The 14452-nt window shown below is 66.1% G+C and carries 15 protein-coding genes; 11 read left to right on the top strand and 4 right to left on the bottom strand.

Annotated features, from left to right (window positions below; all coding sequences use genetic code 11):
* Positions 1-15: 15 nt before the first annotated feature.
* From ACSUZJ_RS14225 to ACSUZJ_RS14215, 3 genes are all read left to right on the top strand, one after another.
* A complete protein-coding gene (locus ACSUZJ_RS14225; protein ID WP_499409159.1) occupies positions 16-504 on the top strand; it encodes a hypothetical protein in 489 nt (162 codons plus the stop codon).
* Between the two features lie 323 nt (positions 505-827).
* Entirely contained in the window at positions 828-1223 is a 396-nt protein-coding gene (locus ACSUZJ_RS14220; RefSeq protein ID WP_499409157.1) for a hypothetical protein, read from the top strand.
* Positions 1220-2248 carry a DUF4034 domain-containing protein gene (locus ACSUZJ_RS14215; RefSeq protein WP_499409155.1) on the top strand — a complete coding sequence of 343 codons (1029 nt, stop codon included), beginning with the start codon at positions 1220-1222 and terminating at the stop codon, positions 2246-2248. The genes ACSUZJ_RS14220 and ACSUZJ_RS14215 overlap by 4 nt, the downstream gene beginning before the upstream one ends.
* A gap of 71 nt (positions 2249-2319) precedes the next feature.
* Here the strand turns inward: ACSUZJ_RS14215 and ACSUZJ_RS14210 are convergent, their stop codons facing one another.
* The 3 genes from ACSUZJ_RS14210 to arfB all read right to left on the bottom strand — a co-directional run bounded on the left by ACSUZJ_RS14210 (position 2320) and on the right by arfB (position 4223).
* Positions 2320-2901: a hypothetical protein gene (locus ACSUZJ_RS14210; RefSeq protein WP_499409153.1), complete on the bottom strand. Its 582-nt coding sequence runs from the start codon at positions 2899-2901 to the stop codon at positions 2320-2322.
* Between the two features lie 85 nt (positions 2902-2986).
* Positions 2987-3778 carry a hypothetical protein gene (locus ACSUZJ_RS14205; protein WP_499409151.1) on the bottom strand — a complete coding sequence of 264 codons (792 nt, stop codon included), beginning with the start codon at positions 3776-3778 and terminating at the stop codon, positions 2987-2989.
* Between the two features lie 46 nt (positions 3779-3824).
* Positions 3825-4223, bottom strand: a complete 399-nt coding sequence (arfB, locus tag ACSUZJ_RS14200; RefSeq protein WP_499409149.1) for an alternative ribosome rescue aminoacyl-tRNA hydrolase ArfB — start codon at positions 4221-4223, stop codon at positions 3825-3827.
* A gap of 203 nt (positions 4224-4426) precedes the next feature.
* Here arfB and ACSUZJ_RS14195 point away from each other — a divergent pair, with 203 nt between their 5' ends.
* From ACSUZJ_RS14195 to ACSUZJ_RS14180, 4 genes are all read left to right on the top strand, one after another.
* Positions 4427-6514, top strand: coding sequence for a 3-hydroxyacyl-CoA dehydrogenase NAD-binding domain-containing protein (locus ACSUZJ_RS14195; protein ID WP_499409147.1), 2088 nt, complete (start codon positions 4427-4429; stop codon positions 6512-6514).
* Between the two features lie 158 nt (positions 6515-6672).
* Positions 6673-7896 carry an MFS transporter gene (locus ACSUZJ_RS14190; protein WP_499409145.1) on the top strand — a complete coding sequence of 408 codons (1224 nt, stop codon included), beginning with the start codon at positions 6673-6675 and terminating at the stop codon, positions 7894-7896.
* The gene (locus ACSUZJ_RS14185; protein ID WP_499409143.1) at positions 7893-8516 is read left to right on the top strand and encodes a helix-turn-helix transcriptional regulator; all 624 of its coding nucleotides are present in this window, start codon (positions 7893-7895) and stop codon (positions 8514-8516) included. The genes ACSUZJ_RS14190 and ACSUZJ_RS14185 overlap by 4 nt, the downstream gene beginning before the upstream one ends.
* A gap of 152 nt (positions 8517-8668) precedes the next feature.
* Positions 8669-8968, top strand: coding sequence for a putative quinol monooxygenase (locus tag ACSUZJ_RS14180; RefSeq protein ID WP_499409141.1), 300 nt, complete (start codon positions 8669-8671; stop codon positions 8966-8968).
* A gap of 88 nt (positions 8969-9056) precedes the next feature.
* On the opposite strand, the gene ACSUZJ_RS14175 is transcribed toward ACSUZJ_RS14180, so the two are convergent.
* Positions 9057-10757 (bottom strand): MFS transporter, encoded by a 1701-nt coding sequence (locus ACSUZJ_RS14175; protein WP_499409139.1) that lies wholly within the window; start codon positions 10755-10757, stop codon positions 9057-9059.
* 407 nt (positions 10758-11164) lie between these two features.
* On the opposite strand from ACSUZJ_RS14175, the gene ACSUZJ_RS14170 reads away from it, so the two are divergent.
* From ACSUZJ_RS14170 to ACSUZJ_RS14155, 4 genes are all read left to right on the top strand, one after another.
* Positions 11165-12343: an acetyl-CoA C-acyltransferase gene (locus tag ACSUZJ_RS14170; protein ID WP_499409137.1), complete on the top strand. Its 1179-nt coding sequence runs from the start codon at positions 11165-11167 to the stop codon at positions 12341-12343.
* 71 nt (positions 12344-12414) lie between these two features.
* Positions 12415-12717: a Dabb family protein gene (locus ACSUZJ_RS14165; protein WP_499409135.1), complete on the top strand. Its 303-nt coding sequence runs from the start codon at positions 12415-12417 to the stop codon at positions 12715-12717.
* Between the two features lie 34 nt (positions 12718-12751).
* Positions 12752-13534 carry an SDR family oxidoreductase gene (locus ACSUZJ_RS14160; RefSeq protein WP_499409133.1) on the top strand — a complete coding sequence of 261 codons (783 nt, stop codon included), beginning with the start codon at positions 12752-12754 and terminating at the stop codon, positions 13532-13534.
* A 10-nt stretch (positions 13535-13544) separates the two neighbouring features.
* On the top strand, positions 13545-14441 hold the full coding sequence (locus tag ACSUZJ_RS14155) for an SDR family oxidoreductase (RefSeq protein WP_499409131.1): 897 nt from the start codon (positions 13545-13547) through the stop codon (positions 14439-14441).
* Positions 14442-14452 lie beyond the last annotated feature (11 nt).

Genomic DNA, 14452 nt, shown 5'->3' with positions numbered 1-14452 from the left:
ACAAGGAGCGGCGTGATGCGATCCGTATTGCGGGCCGGGAGCCTGTTGGCCCTCGGTATTTTCTGCGCAGGCATTCCCGCGCGCGCGGCCGCACCGGCCGCACCGGCCTCGCCGGGCGCACAGGACGTGCAGGTCGCCAGCGACGTGCATGGCAACCTGGCGGCGTTGTTCGTGCTGCCGAAGGAGCTCGACCTCGATCCCGCGCTGCGCGAGGCGGCCAGCGCGCTGGGCTCCGCGCACCTGGCGCGCATGCGTGCTCTGCTGGCGCAGTGGGCGATGGAAGAGCGCAAGCTGCTGGGAACAACCGTGGAGCGCAATCCCTACGCGGTGTCGTATTCCGTCTGGGCGCGCGTGCTCAACGAGCTGTCGCTATGGCAGGTCGACACCGGCGACGCCGCCTACGAGGCGGCCACCCTGGCGGCGATCCAGCGCGCGCCGTCGGTGTGCGAGGTTCCGGAGAACAGGGCCAACTTCGAGTTCGCCCGCCGGATCCTACGCCTGTAGGCAATGCCGCCGGACCAGCGGCAGGCTGCGCTCGCCACCGAGCGCACCCTGCTGGAACGCTGGGGCAAGCCGCGCCCGGCAACCGCGCCCTGGCCTTCTGTGCCGCCACAGGTCGCCGCGGCCGAGTTGCTCGCGCAGCCCCGGGATGGCGGTTCCGGCCGGCCCTGCCGCCGATAGTCGCCGCCGGCCTGCTGGGCAATCGCCTGAACTACGAAGCCCTGAGCCTGGAAAGCCGCTGCCATTTCCAGCGCTGGTGGCTGCGCGCGAGCATCGGCGCGGGTGCGGCGCCTGCCGACGCGCTGGCGGCATTTCGCTACGGGACGATGCTCACGGCGCGCCTGCGCTACGGCGAGGGCCCGCGCGACAGGGAACAGGAGAAGGATGGCGGCAAGGCGAAAGGCAGCCCTGGCTATCCCGAGCTCGCCGCACGTTTCGGCGTGACGGGCACGACGACGGTCACGCGCACCTTCGACGCCATGGGCAAGCCGCTGCAGGCCTGGGTCAGCGGCCGCAAGCTCACGGTGCCGGGTATCCGCGGGGTGCGCCCGATCGCCTTCGAAGATACCTTCGACACCCTGGCGGTGCGCCATGCGCTGGCCGGCAGCGACGGCAAGGACGGCAAGCCTGGACCGAAGGTGCTCCAGATGGTCTGGGATCTCAACCCGCCGGATGGAAACGACGCCCAGGCCGGCCAACACGCGAAAGGAGCGTCGCAATGAGAATGCCTGTCATATCGAAGTCCTTTGTCCTGCGCGGCCTGGCGCCGCTCGCGCTGGCGACAGCCTTCGCCGTAGCGCTCCCAGCCCTGGCCGCCGAGGAATCGGCGGTCACGATCGCGGCCGCGAACGCCATGCGGACCGGCGATTTCGCCGCGCTCGAAAAACAGTATGCATTGCTGAAACAGCCGGGCCGCATCGAGGAGAACGGTGTCTCGCCGCTCGGATGGTTCGACAGGGGGACCGACAGGGTAATCGCCTTAACGGTGAAGGACGACGAAGCCTACCTGCGCGAACTCGAGGCGCTGACGCTGGAGTGGGCGCGCGACAACCCGAAGTCGGCGCTTGCCCACATCCTGCACGCCGCGGTATTGGTGGAACACGGGTGGTCCTACCGTGGCGGCGGTTTTGCGCGGGAGGTGCCGCCCGAGGCCTGGAAGGATTTCCACGATTACTTGCGGCGTGCGGTGAGCTACCTGGAAGCGCACGCCGACGTGGCCTTGACGGACAGCGGCGCCCATCGCCTGCTGCTGAAGATCGGCCGGGGCCTGGACTGGAACATCGCGCAGCTCGACGCGATCCGGCGGGACGGCCTGAAGCGCAATCCGGACGACATCGCCCTTTACTTCGCCATGGTGGAGGGCCTGCTCCCCAAGTGGGGAGGCACACCAAAGCAGCTCGACGACTATATCAGGCAGGCAACCGCGGAAAGCCGCGACCGCTTCGGCATGGGCATGTATGCGCGGCTGTATGCGACAGCCGCGGACAGGTACTTCAAGCACTCGCTGTTCGAGTCGAGCCATGCCGACTGGGATACCATGAAGCAGGGCTACGAGGACATGTTCGCGCGCTATCCGGATAGTCCGGACCGCCGCAACAACTATGCCTACATGGCCTGTCTTGCCAGGGACAAGGAGACCCTGCTGCGCCTGCTGGACGAGATCGGTACCGACATCAGGTTGTCGGAATGGGGCGCAAACCCGGAGCGCAGCCTGGAGGGCTGCCGCCGCTGGGCCGGAAAGCTGTAAATCCCCGGACCTGGCTGGGAGGCCCCCGCTTCCGGCCACCTGGGTCGGAAGCGGGGAAGCAGCCAGGAGCCCTAGAAGCCGCGCGCGCGGCGCGGCTGGCGCTGTTGTTCGTAGCGCAGCTTGCGGGCGTCGAAGAGCGTGGACGCTTCGGCGGAGGTGAACGGCAGGCGGCTGGCGGCCAGTGCCGGATACTCGGTCGCGGCCTGGTCCAGGGTGCGCGCCAGCCAGGCATCGTTGCGCGCCATCTGCGCCGCGCCGTCGGCGAACGCTTGCGCACGCATGCTGGCCTGGATCGCCTCGACGTGCCGCAGGGCCTGCTGGCGCTGGTCCGCGCTCATTGCCGCCAGCACGTCGGCGGGAATGCGGGCCTCGGCCGGTTTCGCCGCCAACTGCTGCACGAATTGCCTGTGGCAGGACTCCCAGCGCTCGATCGACTGCGAAACCGCCCGGATTTCCAGGTGGCGGGTCGATACCTCAGGCACGTTCGGCGCTGCGCACTGGGCGCCTGCGGCGAGGTCCGCGGCGCTCACGCTGGAGGTCCAGAACGCGATCTGCGCGTCCAGAGCCGCGTTGCGCGGCGCGAGGTCGGCCTGGGCCGCGCCTGCCGAACCTGCAGCCAACAATACCAGGAGTCCTGCGAGATTCTTTTTCATGACTGCCTCACAAATAGGAATGAGTCTCAATCATATTTCCAAGTTGCGAAAGTAGCAATGCTCCCTGCATGAAATCCATACTACTTCAGGCCTGGCGCCCGGACGGAATCAGATGCCGGAACGTGGGCTCGATGTTCAGGGCATGGAGGTGGCGCACGATGTCTTCAAGGGTGGCGTCCTTCAGCAGCAGGCCTTCGGGCGCGGCCGCGGGACGCAGTAGCGCCGGGGCCGGGGTGGACAGCATCGCCGCCGGCTCGGCAGCAGTGTCTTCGGCCTCGACGGGGACCTGGTCGCGCGCCAGCAGCCGGGCCAGGGCGCGGTCGAAGCTGACCGGATCGATGCTCTCCAGGCCCTCGAGGAAGGCGGCCTGGGCCGCCTGCGGCGGCGCGATCTCGAGCCCGGGTTCGCCGATGAAGGAGGCGCCCATGCCAGGATTGATGAAGGCCGCCCAGCGGCCGGTTTCCCGGTTCAGGCAAGGCGGCAGCTCCGTCGGGGCGCCGATCACCGGCTCCATTTCGGGAAAGTAGGCCTGGCGCAGCAGTTCGACGAACTGGCCCACCTGCAGCGAGGGCAGGGCGACGGCCAGCGAGAGCCAGAGGCAGAACCCGCCGCCGCTGCCGATGCTGACCGCCGGGGCCGGCAAGTCCAGTTCGGCCTGCAGCGCGTGGGCGACGTCGCAGAGCAGGGTCCAGTGGCGGCCCTCGTCGGGCTTGGGGATGCGCTGGAAGGGGATCGCGATCGCGCGCGTCAGGCCGCCGCTGGTGGTGATCTCCACGGGCAGGGCCTGCTGGCCGAGGATGTGGGCCTGCAGCGCTTCTTCGGTCACGGCGCCTTCCGGCAGATAGAGCCGCATCAGTTCCTGGATGAGTTTGAGCATGGGTTTCCTCAGTGGCAGGGCGAGGCGGGACTCGCCGCTGCGGGTTTCAATCGATGACTTTGCGGCGCAGCAGCTTGACTTCGCCGCTGCGCGCCTTGCCGTCCAGGCGCCGGCGCTGGGAGCCGCGCGTCGGCTTCGTCGGACGGCGGACGATGGGCGCTACCGAGGCCAGGTCGACCATGTCCTGGAGGCGGCGCAGGGCATCGGTCTTGTTCTGCTCCAGGCTGCGCGCAGCCTGGGCCTTCAGGATCACCACGCCGTCCTGGGAAATGCGGCTGTCGCGTCGGGCCAGCAGGCGAGCCTTGACGGCCTCGGGCAGCGAAGAGGCGTGGACGTCGAAGCGCGCATGCACGGCGCACGACACCTTGTTGACGTTCTGGCCGCCGGGGCCCTGGGCGCGAATCGCGCTGAACTCGACTTCCGCCGGGTCAAGCATTATCTTCATGGAACTTTGCTGCGCATGGCTTTCATGGCCCGCATGATAAAGCAACTGCGCCACGACTGCGCCGCAACTGCGCCGCAATCGCCCATCCGCCAGGAGCGGGGCCGGATTTGACACTGGAAACGAAGAAATAAGACGATCGTACTTTTTTACGTTATAGTTCGAGAAGCCGTTCAAAGCAGTTCAACTACTAATAAGGAAGAGACATGAGTGCAGACTACGTCGTTCACGGCAGCGTTGCCGTCATCACCCTGAACAATCCGCCGGTCAACGGCCTGGGCATGGAAACCCGCAGTGCGGCCGTCGAGGCGCTGCGCCGCGCGGAAAGCGATGAAGCCATCAAGGCGGTCGTCATCACCGGCGCCGGCAAGGTCTTCTCCGGCGGCGCCGACATCCGCGAGTTCAATTCGCCCAAGGCCCTGACCGAACCGACGCTGCACACCCTGATCGCCACCGCCGAGAACCTGTCCAAGCCGGTCGTCGCGGCCATCCACGGCGTCTGCATGGGCGGTGGCCTGGAATTGTCGCTCGGCTGCCACTACCGCGTGGCGCTGCCCGGCGCTCAGATCGGCCTGCCGGAAGTGAAGATCGGCCTGGTGCCGGGAGCAGGCGGCACCCAGCGCCTGCCGCGCGTGGTGGGTCTGGAGCTGGGCCTGAACATGATCGTCTCGGGCAATCCGGTGATGTCGGAAAAGCTCGCCGAGACGAAACTCTTCGACCGCGTGTTCGATGCCGGCGCCGACCTCGTCGCCGCCAGCGTGGCGTTCGCGAACAGCATCGCCGACGTCCGCCCGCTGCCGAAAGTGCGCGACCTGAAGATCGATTACCCGAACTACGAGGGCTTCCTGCAGTTCTCGCGCAATACCGTGAAAGCCATGGCCGGTCCCTTCCCGGCGCCGCTCGAATGCGTCGAGTGCGTGGCGGCCAGCGTCACGAAGAAATTCGAGGACGGCCTTGCTTTCGAGCGCGAGCGCTTCCTGGCCCTGGCCCAGACCACGGAATCGAAGGCGCTGCGCCATGCCTTCTTCGCCGAGCGCGCCGCCAGCAAGGTGCCCGACGTCCCGGCCGACACCCCGACCCGCAAGATCGAGCGCGCGGCCGTGATCGGCGCCGGTACCATGGGCGGCGGCATCGCGATGAACTTCGCGAACGCGGGCATCCCGGTCACCATCCTGGAGATGAAACAGGAAGCCCTGGACAAGGGCCTGGGCATCATCCGCAAGAACTACGAGAACACGGTCAAGAAGGGCAAGCTGTCCCAGGACAAGGCCGAGCAGCGCATCGGCCTGATCACCGGCACGCTCTCGTATGAGGAGATCGGCCAGGCCGACATCGTGGTCGAAGCCGTGTTCGAGGACATGGAGGTCAAGGGACAGGTGTTCCGCAAGCTCGACGAAGTGATGAAGCCGGGCGCGATCCTGGCGTCCAACACCTCGACGCTGGACCTGAACCGGATCGCCGAATTTACCTCGCGCCCGCAGGACGTGATCGGCCTGCACTTCTTCAGCCCGGCCAACGTCATGAAACTGCTGGAGATCGTACGCGGCGCGAAGACCGGCAAGGACGTGCTGGCGACGGCCCTGGCGCTGTCCAAGAAGATCCGCAAGACCGGCGTGGTCTCGGGCGTGTGCGACGGCTTCATCGGCAACCGCATGGTGGAGCAGTACCTGCGCCAGGCCTTCTTCCTGCTGGAAGAGGGCGCGCTGCCGGAGCAGGTCGACAAGGCGATCGAGAAATTCGGCTTCGCCATGGGCCCCTTCCGCATGAGCGACCTGGCCGGCAACGACATCGGCTGGTACATCCGCAAGCGCCGCTATGCCGAGTCGCCGGAACTGGTGTATTCGCCGATCCCGGACCGCCTGTGCGAACAGGGCCGCTTCGGCCAGAAGACCGGCGCCGGCTGGTACGACTACCAGGCGGGCGACCGCAAGGCCTATCCTTCGGCGGCCGTGAACGAGATGATCGTCGGCTACTCGAAGGAGATCGGCGTCGAGCGCCGTGCGATTTCGGACGAGGAGATCGTCCAGCGCCTGGTGTTCGCGCTGGCGAACGAGGGCGCCCGCATCCTGGAAGAAGGCATCGCCCTGCGCGCCTCCGACATCGACATGGTGTACCTGACCGGCTACGGCTTCCCGCTGCACCGCGGCGGTCCGATGCTGTACGCGGATACGGTGGGCCTGCCGAACGTGCTTGCCGCAATCCAGCAATTCGCGCGCGGCCGTCATGGCGAAGCCTGGGCGCCGGCGCCACTGCTGGAGGGCCTGGCCGGCGAGGGCAAGGGGTTCAACGGTTGATTTGACAAGCTGGTTTGCCTGCTGAATGCCGGCAAGACCGACGGAACGGCGGACCACGGGTCCGCCGTTTTTTTGCCCTCTTCAATAAATAAACAAAAACGTTTACTTATTGGCGGCTCAGGCATACGATGCTGATATTGCAACGTCCTGGACCGTCCATGAAGACTGTGCTCCTGATCGCCAGCGCCTGCCTGCTGGGCCTGCTCTCCACGACGGGGGCATCACTGCCTTACCCGATCCTGCCGCCGCTGTTTGCCGCCGGCGTCGCCAATGACCTGACCGGCTTCCTCGGCCTGCCCTCCAAGCTCCTGTTCGGCATCGCCCTGATGATCAATCCGGTCGGGCTCCTGATCGGCAGCGCCATGCTGGGCCCGGTGTCGGACCGCTTCGGACGCCGGCGCGTGCTCCTGATCACCGCGGTCGGCGCCGCCGTCGGGCACGCACTGACGGCCTGGGCGCTGGTGGCGCAGTCGTATCCGTTGTTCCTGCTTGCCCGCTTCGTCACCGGCCTGCTGGAAGGGAATGGCTCCATCATGCGCGCCATGCTGGCCGAGCGCCTGACGGGCGGGCTGCGCAACCACGCACTATCCTGGCTGAACGGGGCCTTCCACCTGGGCTGGCTGGTCGGGCCGCTGCTGGCCGGCTTCACCGTCGCGGCCGGGATCACGGTGCCTTTCTATATTGCCGCGGGCGCGCTGCTGCTGGGCGCGGGCCTGGCCGCGCTGGCGCTGGACCGGGAACAGATCGCCCCGCAGCGCGGCAGCTGGTGGACGGTGGCGCGCGAGCGTCATTCGCTCACCCTGCTGCGCCACACGCCCCTGCGCACCCTGTTCGTGCTGCATTTCGCCTACGCCTGCGGGGTCGCCTCCTTCTACGAATTCTTCCCGCTGTGGCTGGTCGACATCGGCCGCTACGACACGCGCCAGATTGCGCTGGTGAACATGGGCATGTGCGCCCTGATGACCTTCGCGGCCCTGTTCGCCGGCCGCGCCAGCCCCCTGGAGCCGCGCCGGCGCGCCAGCGGCCAGGCGGCGCTTGCCGCAACGGCGATCCTCGCCGTCGGCTTCGGCAACCTGTGGATCGGCCTGGCGGCCATCGTCCTGTTTGGCCTGCCGCATGCCTATTACAACGCCACGCTGCAAGGCTGGTCGGCCGAACAGTTCGCCGCGCACGGGCAGGGCGCCGTCATGGGTCTGCTCTCGACCACCTTCTGCCTGGCCAATATCGTGATGGCGCTGGTGGGCGGCGTGCTGACGCTGTTCGATACGCGCCTGGTGCTGGTCGTCGGCGGCCTGCTGGCGGCCTGGGCGGCGCTGGCGATGCGCAACTGGAGTGGGCGCGCGGTCGAGGCGCAAATGGAAGTGAAAGTGGAGGTGAAATGAATACGTTCGACCAGGTGCTCATGATGCTCAAGACCCGGGGCGCGCAGACGGCGCAGGCGCTGGCCGAATTGCTCGGGATGACGGCGATGGGTGTGCGGCGCCAGCTCGAGCTGGGCGTCGAGAAGGGCCTGGTGAGTTTTCTCGACACGCCCGGCAAGGTCGGACGTCCGGTGCGGCGCTGGCAGCTGACGGAGACGGGCCATGCGCGCTTTCCCGACCGCCATGCGGAGCTGACGCTCGACCTGATCGAAGGCGTGCGCACGCTGTTCGGGGAGTCCGGGCTGGAAAAGCTGATCGTGGCGCGAGAAGAGAGCAGCGAGCGCGCCTATTCGGCCCGGGTCGACCGCAACGCCACCCTGGACGAGCAGGTGGCGGCGCTGGCCGAAGCGCGTTCGCTCGAGGGCTACATGGCCGAGGTCGAGCCGCGCGCGGACGGCAGCCTGCTCCTGCTGGAGAACCATTGCCCGATCTGCGCGGCGGCCCAGTCCTGCCAGCAGTTCTGCCGCTCGGAGCTGGAGGTGTTCCGGCGCGTGCTGGGGCCGGGGGTGAACGTGGTGAGGATCGAGCATCAGCTGGAGGGAGCAAGGCGCTGTGCCTACCTGGTCAGCCAGGCGCAGTAGATGCGGGGCGGACAGTTCTCTCTGGTGTTGAATCGGCGGCAGCTGGCGTCGTCCGCTTTTTTCTGGTTCGACTGCGATGCCAGGCAGGCCGGGGGCCTGGCGGCCTGAATTCCTGTGATAATCTTGTCGGTCACTCACCTTCAGGAACCGCCATGACCTTGTTCGTTGTTGCCATCTTCGTCGCCAAACCCGGCTTTGAACAGAAACTGGAACAACTCTTCCGGGGCGTCGTCGACACGACGCTGCGCGAGGAAGGCTGCATCAGCTACCAGATCAATCGCGATATCGAGAATCCCCGTCGCTTCGTGTTTACCGAGGAGTGGCGCAGCCAGGCCGACCTCGACCGGCATCTGGCAGCGCCGCATCTGCAAGCGCTGTCCAAGGAAGTGCCGGAATGCATCGAATCAAGCGATGTGCTCAAGTTGGCGAAGCTTGCCGGCGGAGCCGCATGACTGGGCGGTGAGACGAGCTGCTCCCCGGATGGAATGAAAAAAATGCCGCTGTTTCCAGCGGCATTTTCGTTTTCCGGCAGGCTTGCGCTCAGTCGGTGGCGTAGATGTTGTTGTCCTTGGTTTCGCGAACGAAGAGGGCGCCGATCACGACGGTGATCAGGGCGATGATGATCGGATACCAGAGGCCGTAGTAGATGTTGCCGTTTGCCGCCACCAGGGCAAACGAGATGGTCGGCAGCAGGCCGCCGAACCAGCCGTTACCGATGTGGTAAGGCAGGGACATCGAGCTGTAGCGGATACGGGTCGGGAACATCTCGACCAGCATTGCGGCGATCGGGCCGTAGACCATGGTCACGTAGATCACCAGGATGAAGAGCAGCAGCACCAGCATTGGCTTGTTGATCTGGTTCGGGTCGGCCTTTTCCGGATAGCCGGCGGCCTTCAGGGCGCCGGTGATTTCCTTCTTCAGTGCCGCTTCCCTGGCCTTGCTGTCCTTGTCGAAGTCCAGGCCGTCAGGCGTCATGGTGGCGTTGAAGCTCTGGAAGACCTTGTCGCCGACCTTGACGCTGGCGACGGTGCCGGCCGGCGCTTCGACGGTCGTGTAGTTGACCGAGGCGTTGGTCAGCATGCGGCTGGCGATGTCGCAGGATGCCGGGAATTTGCGGGTGCCGCTCGGGTCGACCTGGAAGTTGCACGAGTTCGGGTCGGCAACGACCACGACCGGTGCGCTGTTGATGGCCTGCTCCAGGGCCGGGTTGCCGTAGTGGGTGATGGCCTTGAAGATCGGGAAGTAGGTGGCCGCGGCGATGACGCAGCCGCCCAGGATGATCCACTTGCGGCCGATCTTGTCCGACAACCAGCCGAAGACCAGGAAGAAGGGGGTGGCCAGCAGCAGGGCGATGGCGATCAGGATGTTCGCGGTCGGGCCGTCGATCTTCAGGGTCTGGGTCAGGAAGAACAGGGCGTAGAACTGGCCGGTGTACCAGACGACCGCCTGGCCCATCGTCAGGCCGACCAGGGCCAGCAGGACGATCTTGCCGTTTTTCCAGTTCATGAAGGCTTCCGACAGCGGCGCCTTCGAGGTCTTGCCTTCGGCTTTCATCTTGGCGAAGGCCGGCGACTCGTTCATCGACATCCGGATCCATACCGAGATGCCGAGCAGCAGGACGGAGACCAGGAAGGGGATGCGCCAGCCCCAGGCCGTGAATTCCTCTTCGCCGACGGCGGTGCGGGTGCCCAGGATGACCAGCAGCGACAGGAACAGGCCCATGGTCGCGGTGGTCTGGATAAAGGCGGTGAAGTAGCCGCGCTTTCCTTCCGGCGCGTGCTCGGCGACGTAGGTGGCCGCGCCGCCGTATTCGCCGCCCAGCGCCAGGCCTTGCAGGATGCGCAGGGTGACCAGGATGATCGGCGCCGCGATGCCGATCGAGGCGTGGCCCGGGAGCAGGCCGACCAGGAAGGTCGAGCCGCCCATGATGAGGATGGTGACCAGGAAGGTGTACTTGCGGCCGATCATGTCGCCGAGGCGGCCGAACACGAGCGCGCCGAAGGGACGCACGATGAAGCCGGCGGCGAAAGTCAGCAGGGCGAAGATGAAGGAGGTGGTGGTATCACCGAGGAAGAACTGCTTGCCGATGATGGCGGCGAGCGAACCGTAGAGGTAGAAGTCGTACCATTCAAAAACGGTGCCAAGCGAGGACGCAAAGATCACCTTGCGTTCTTCCTTGGTCATTCCCTGGGAGGAAGGTACCGCCTTCCCGCCCGCGGTCATGCCGGGTGTGATAGCCATGTTGTATGTCTCCGTATAGTAATGTAGGTCTCGGATAGCCGTACGTGGAACCTGTCTGTGCAGGATTCTGGTCAGCGTGCACGGAGTGTGGACCGTTAAACTTACGTCATGCTTGCTCCAAACTTACTGCAAACTTACTAATGGTTGACGAGGCTGCTTGCGAACCGGTTGCAGGAGGCGCTCGGGGCGCTTGCAGGTCGCTTGCAGGTCGCTTGCGGCGTGGCTGCATGGGCGGTGCCGCTGTGCTTGACTGAACGTTTGACCGCCCCAGCCGTACGGAAAATCCCATCTGTATATGATGAGGCGCAAGCATCAAGATTTGCGAACGACCGTACTAATCTTGTGCTATTCTCATCTGGTCCGACACCTCATCGAACACCTCATACACCAACACCAGGGAGACCAGAATGCAAGACGCCGTCATCGTATCGACCGCCCGCACCGGCTTGGCCAAGTCGTGGAAGGGAGCCTTCAACATGACCCATGGCGCCACCCTCGGCGGGCACGTGCTCGCCGCCGCCATCGAACGCGCCGGCATCGCCGCGGGCGAAGTCGAGGACGTGATCATGGGCTGCGCCAATCCGGAAGGCGCCACCGGCGGCAACATCGCGCGCCAGATCGCCCTGCGCGCCGGCTGCCCGGTGACCGTGCCGGGCATGACGGTCAACCGCTTCTGCTCCTCGGGCCTGCAGACCATCGCCCTGGCGGCCCAGCGCGTGCTGGCCGGCGAAGGCGAGATCTTCGCCGCCGGCGGCGTCGAGTCGATCTCCTGCGTGCAGCAGGAAATGAACACCCACATGCTGCGCGACCCGGCGCTGCGCGCGAGCAAGCCCGAGATCTACTGGTCGATGCTGCAGACCGCCGAGATGGTTGCCAAGCGCTACGAGATCGCCAAGGACCGCCAGGATGCCTATGGCGTGCAGAGCCAGCAGCGTGCAGCCGCCGCCCAGGCCGCAGGCCGTTTCGACACCGAGATCGTGCCGATGACCACCGTCATGGGCGTGGCCGACAAGGCCTCGGGCCGCCTGCTCACGCGCGAGGTGACGATCGCCGCCGACGAGGGCATCCGCGCCGACACCACCATCGAGGGCGTGAGCAAGATCCGCACCGCGCTGCCGGGCGGCGTCATCACCGCCGGCAACGCCAGCCAGTTCTCGGACGGCGCCTCGGTGTCCATCGTGATGAGCCGCCGCATGGCCGAAGCCAAAGGGCTGGCGCCGCTGGGCGTGTTCCGCGGCTTCGCGGTGGCCGGCTGCGAGCCTGACGAGATGGGCATCGGCCCGGTGTTCGCGGTGCCGAAACTGTTGCAGAAAGCCGGCCTCACGGTCGACGACATCGGCCTGTGGGAACTGAACGAGGCCTTTGCCGTCCAGGTGCTGTACTGCGCCGACAAGCTGGGCATTCCGATGGACCGCCTGAACGTGAACGGCGGCGCGATCGCGGTCGGCCATCCGTATGGCGTGTCGGGTGCGCGCCTGGTCGGTCATGCGCTGATCGAGGGCAAGCGCCGCGGCGTCAAGTATGTCGTGGTGACGATGTGCATCGGCGGCGGCCAGGGCGCGGCCGGACTGTTCGAAGTGCTGTAACTGCGGCGCCTTGATCGCAGTCCAGTGATATGTAAAACCTTTGGTATTAACGAGATAGATTCGGGAAAGATATGATCAAGCACATCGTGATGTGGAAGCTCAAGGAGCAGGCCGAGGGCGCCGACCGCCAGACGAACGCCCAGGAAATGAAGCGCCGCCTGGATGCCTGCGCCAACATCGTGCCGGGCATCCTGCAGTTCGAGGTCGCGCTGGCCCAGCCGGGCCTGGAGGCGACCTACGACGTGGTGCTGGTCTCCGCCTTCGAGAACAAGGAGGCGCTGGAAGCCTACGCCAATCACCCCACCCACCAGGCCCTGATGCCATTCTTCAAGGCCGTGCGCGAAGAGCGCCAGTGCATGGATTACGAAGTCTGACCCACCTTCGCAACACAATAACAACGGAGACAGCATGCGCACTACCCAGGAATTATTTTCACTTCAAGGCAAGACCGCACTGGTGACCGGCGGCTCGCGCGGACTCGGCCTGCAGATGGCGGAGGCGCTCGGCGAGCAGGGCGCGCGCCTGGTGCTTTCCTCGCGCAAGCAGGAAGAACTCGACGCCGCCGTGGCCCACCTGGCTTCGAAAGGCATCGAGGCTTCGGCGATCGCCTGCGACCTGTCGCAGGAAAGCAATGTCCAGCCTTTCGTCGAGGAAGCCCTGCGCCGCCTCGGCCACATCGACATCCTGATCAACAACGCCGGCGCCAGCTGGGGCGCCCCGGCCGAGGAGCATCCGCTCGAGGCCTGGGACAAGGTCATGAACCTGAACGTGCGCAGCATCTTCCTGGTGTCGCAGATGGTCGGCAAGCTGTCGATGATCCCGCGCCGCTACGGGCGCATCGTCAACATCTCCTCGATCGCGGGTCTCGCCGGCAATCCGCCGGGCACGATGAGCACCATCGCCTACAACACCTCGAAGGGCGCGATCGTCAATTTCACGCGCGCGCTGGCCGGCGAATGGGGTCGCCACGGCATCACCGTCAACTCCATCGCGCCGGGCTTCTTCCCGTCTAAAATGACCAAGGGCGTGTTGTCGACCATCGGCGCCGATACCCTGGCCAAGGACGCGCCGCTCGGGCGCCTGGGCGACGACGAGGACCTGAAGGGCGCGGTCGTGCTGTTCGCCTCCGACGCCGGCAAGCACATCACGGGCCAGATCCTGGCGGTCGACGGCGGCGTGTCCGCAGTCTGAGGGGAAAACGATGAAGAACTTCAGCGGCAAAGTAGCCGTCATTACCGGCGCCGGCAGCGGCCTGGGACGCGAATTCGCGGAAACCGCGGCCGGGCTCGGCATGAAGCTGGTGCTGGCCGACGTCCAGGCCGACGCCCTCGAGCGAGTCACCGATGCACTGCTGGCGCGCGGTGTCGAGGTGCTGGCGATGGTGTGCGACGTCAGCAAGGGCGCCCACGTGCAGGAATTGGCGGACGCGGCGGTGGCCCGCTTCCATGGCATCCACCTGGTGTTCAACAACGCCGGCGTCGGTTCGGGCGGCCTGATCTGGGAAAACAGCGAGCAGGACTGGGAATGGGTGCTGGGCGTGAACCTGTGGGGCGTGATCCACGGCGTGCGCGTGTTCACCCGCACCATGCTCGAGTGCGCGAAAAAGGACCCGTCCTTCGAGGGCCATATCGTGAACACGGCCTCGATGGCAGGCCTGCTGAACGCGCCGGCAATGGGTGTGTACAACGTCTCGAAGCACGCGGTGGTGTCGCTGACGGAGACGCTCTACCACGACCTGCAGCTGGTCGGGGCGCCGATTGGCACCTCGGTGCTCTGCCCGTACTTCGTGCCGACCGGCATCAGCCACTCGCACCGCAACCGCCCCGAGGAACTCAAGGGCGAGAATGGCCCGACCAACAGCCAGATCGCGGCGCAGGCGCTGACGGCCAAGGCGGTCGAATCGGGCAAGGTGTCGGCCGCCGACGTCTCGCGCATGACCTTCGAGGCGATTCAGGAGAAGCGCTTTTATATCTTCTCGCACCCGCACGCGCTGGGCGGTGTGGCCGAGAACATGAACGCCATCCTGGAACAGCGCAATCCGCCGGACCCCTACGCGGCCACGCCCCACATCCGCGAGATGCTGCGCGCCAAGCTCTGAGCTGCTTCGTT

The sequence above is a fragment of the Telluria sp. B2 genome, from assembly GCF_051789535.1.
Lineage (GTDB): Bacteria > Pseudomonadota > Gammaproteobacteria > Burkholderiales > Burkholderiaceae_D > Telluria.
This window is presented reverse-complemented; position numbering and strand designations above follow the sequence as displayed.

Excerpts from the sequence above, each read along its gene's own strand:
- ACSUZJ_RS14185 (WP_499409143.1), top strand. The coding sequence starts at position 7,893 with ATGAATACGTTCGACCAGGTGCTCATGATGCTCAAGACCCGGGGCGCG.
- ACSUZJ_RS14205 (WP_499409151.1), bottom strand. The coding sequence starts at position 3,778 with ATGCTCAAACTCATCCAGGAACTGATGCGGCTCTATCTGCCGGAAGGC.
- ACSUZJ_RS14195 (WP_499409147.1), top strand. The coding sequence starts at position 4,427 with ATGAGTGCAGACTACGTCGTTCACGGCAGCGTTGCCGTCATCACCCTG.
- ACSUZJ_RS14170 (WP_499409137.1), top strand. The coding sequence starts at position 11,165 with ATGCAAGACGCCGTCATCGTATCGACCGCCCGCACCGGCTTGGCCAAG.
- ACSUZJ_RS14225 (WP_499409159.1), top strand. The coding sequence starts at position 16 with ATGCGATCCGTATTGCGGGCCGGGAGCCTGTTGGCCCTCGGTATTTTC.
- ACSUZJ_RS14210 (WP_499409153.1), bottom strand. The coding sequence starts at position 2,901 with ATGAAAAAGAATCTCGCAGGACTCCTGGTATTGTTGGCTGCAGGTTCG.
- ACSUZJ_RS14190 (WP_499409145.1), top strand. The coding sequence starts at position 6,673 with ATGAAGACTGTGCTCCTGATCGCCAGCGCCTGCCTGCTGGGCCTGCTC.
- ACSUZJ_RS14220 (WP_499409157.1), top strand. The coding sequence starts at position 828 with ATGCTCACGGCGCGCCTGCGCTACGGCGAGGGCCCGCGCGACAGGGAA.
- ACSUZJ_RS14175 (WP_499409139.1), bottom strand. The coding sequence starts at position 10,757 with ATGGCTATCACACCCGGCATGACCGCGGGCGGGAAGGCGGTACCTTCC.
- ACSUZJ_RS14155 (WP_499409131.1), top strand. The coding sequence starts at position 13,545 with ATGAAGAACTTCAGCGGCAAAGTAGCCGTCATTACCGGCGCCGGCAGC.
- ACSUZJ_RS14180 (WP_499409141.1), top strand. The coding sequence starts at position 8,669 with ATGACCTTGTTCGTTGTTGCCATCTTCGTCGCCAAACCCGGCTTTGAA.
- ACSUZJ_RS14160 (WP_499409133.1), top strand. The coding sequence starts at position 12,752 with ATGCGCACTACCCAGGAATTATTTTCACTTCAAGGCAAGACCGCACTG.
- ACSUZJ_RS14165 (WP_499409135.1), top strand. The coding sequence starts at position 12,415 with ATGATCAAGCACATCGTGATGTGGAAGCTCAAGGAGCAGGCCGAGGGC.
- arfB (WP_499409149.1), bottom strand. The coding sequence starts at position 4,223 with ATGAAGATAATGCTTGACCCGGCGGAAGTCGAGTTCAGCGCGATTCGC.
- ACSUZJ_RS14215 (WP_499409155.1), top strand. The coding sequence starts at position 1,220 with ATGAGAATGCCTGTCATATCGAAGTCCTTTGTCCTGCGCGGCCTGGCG.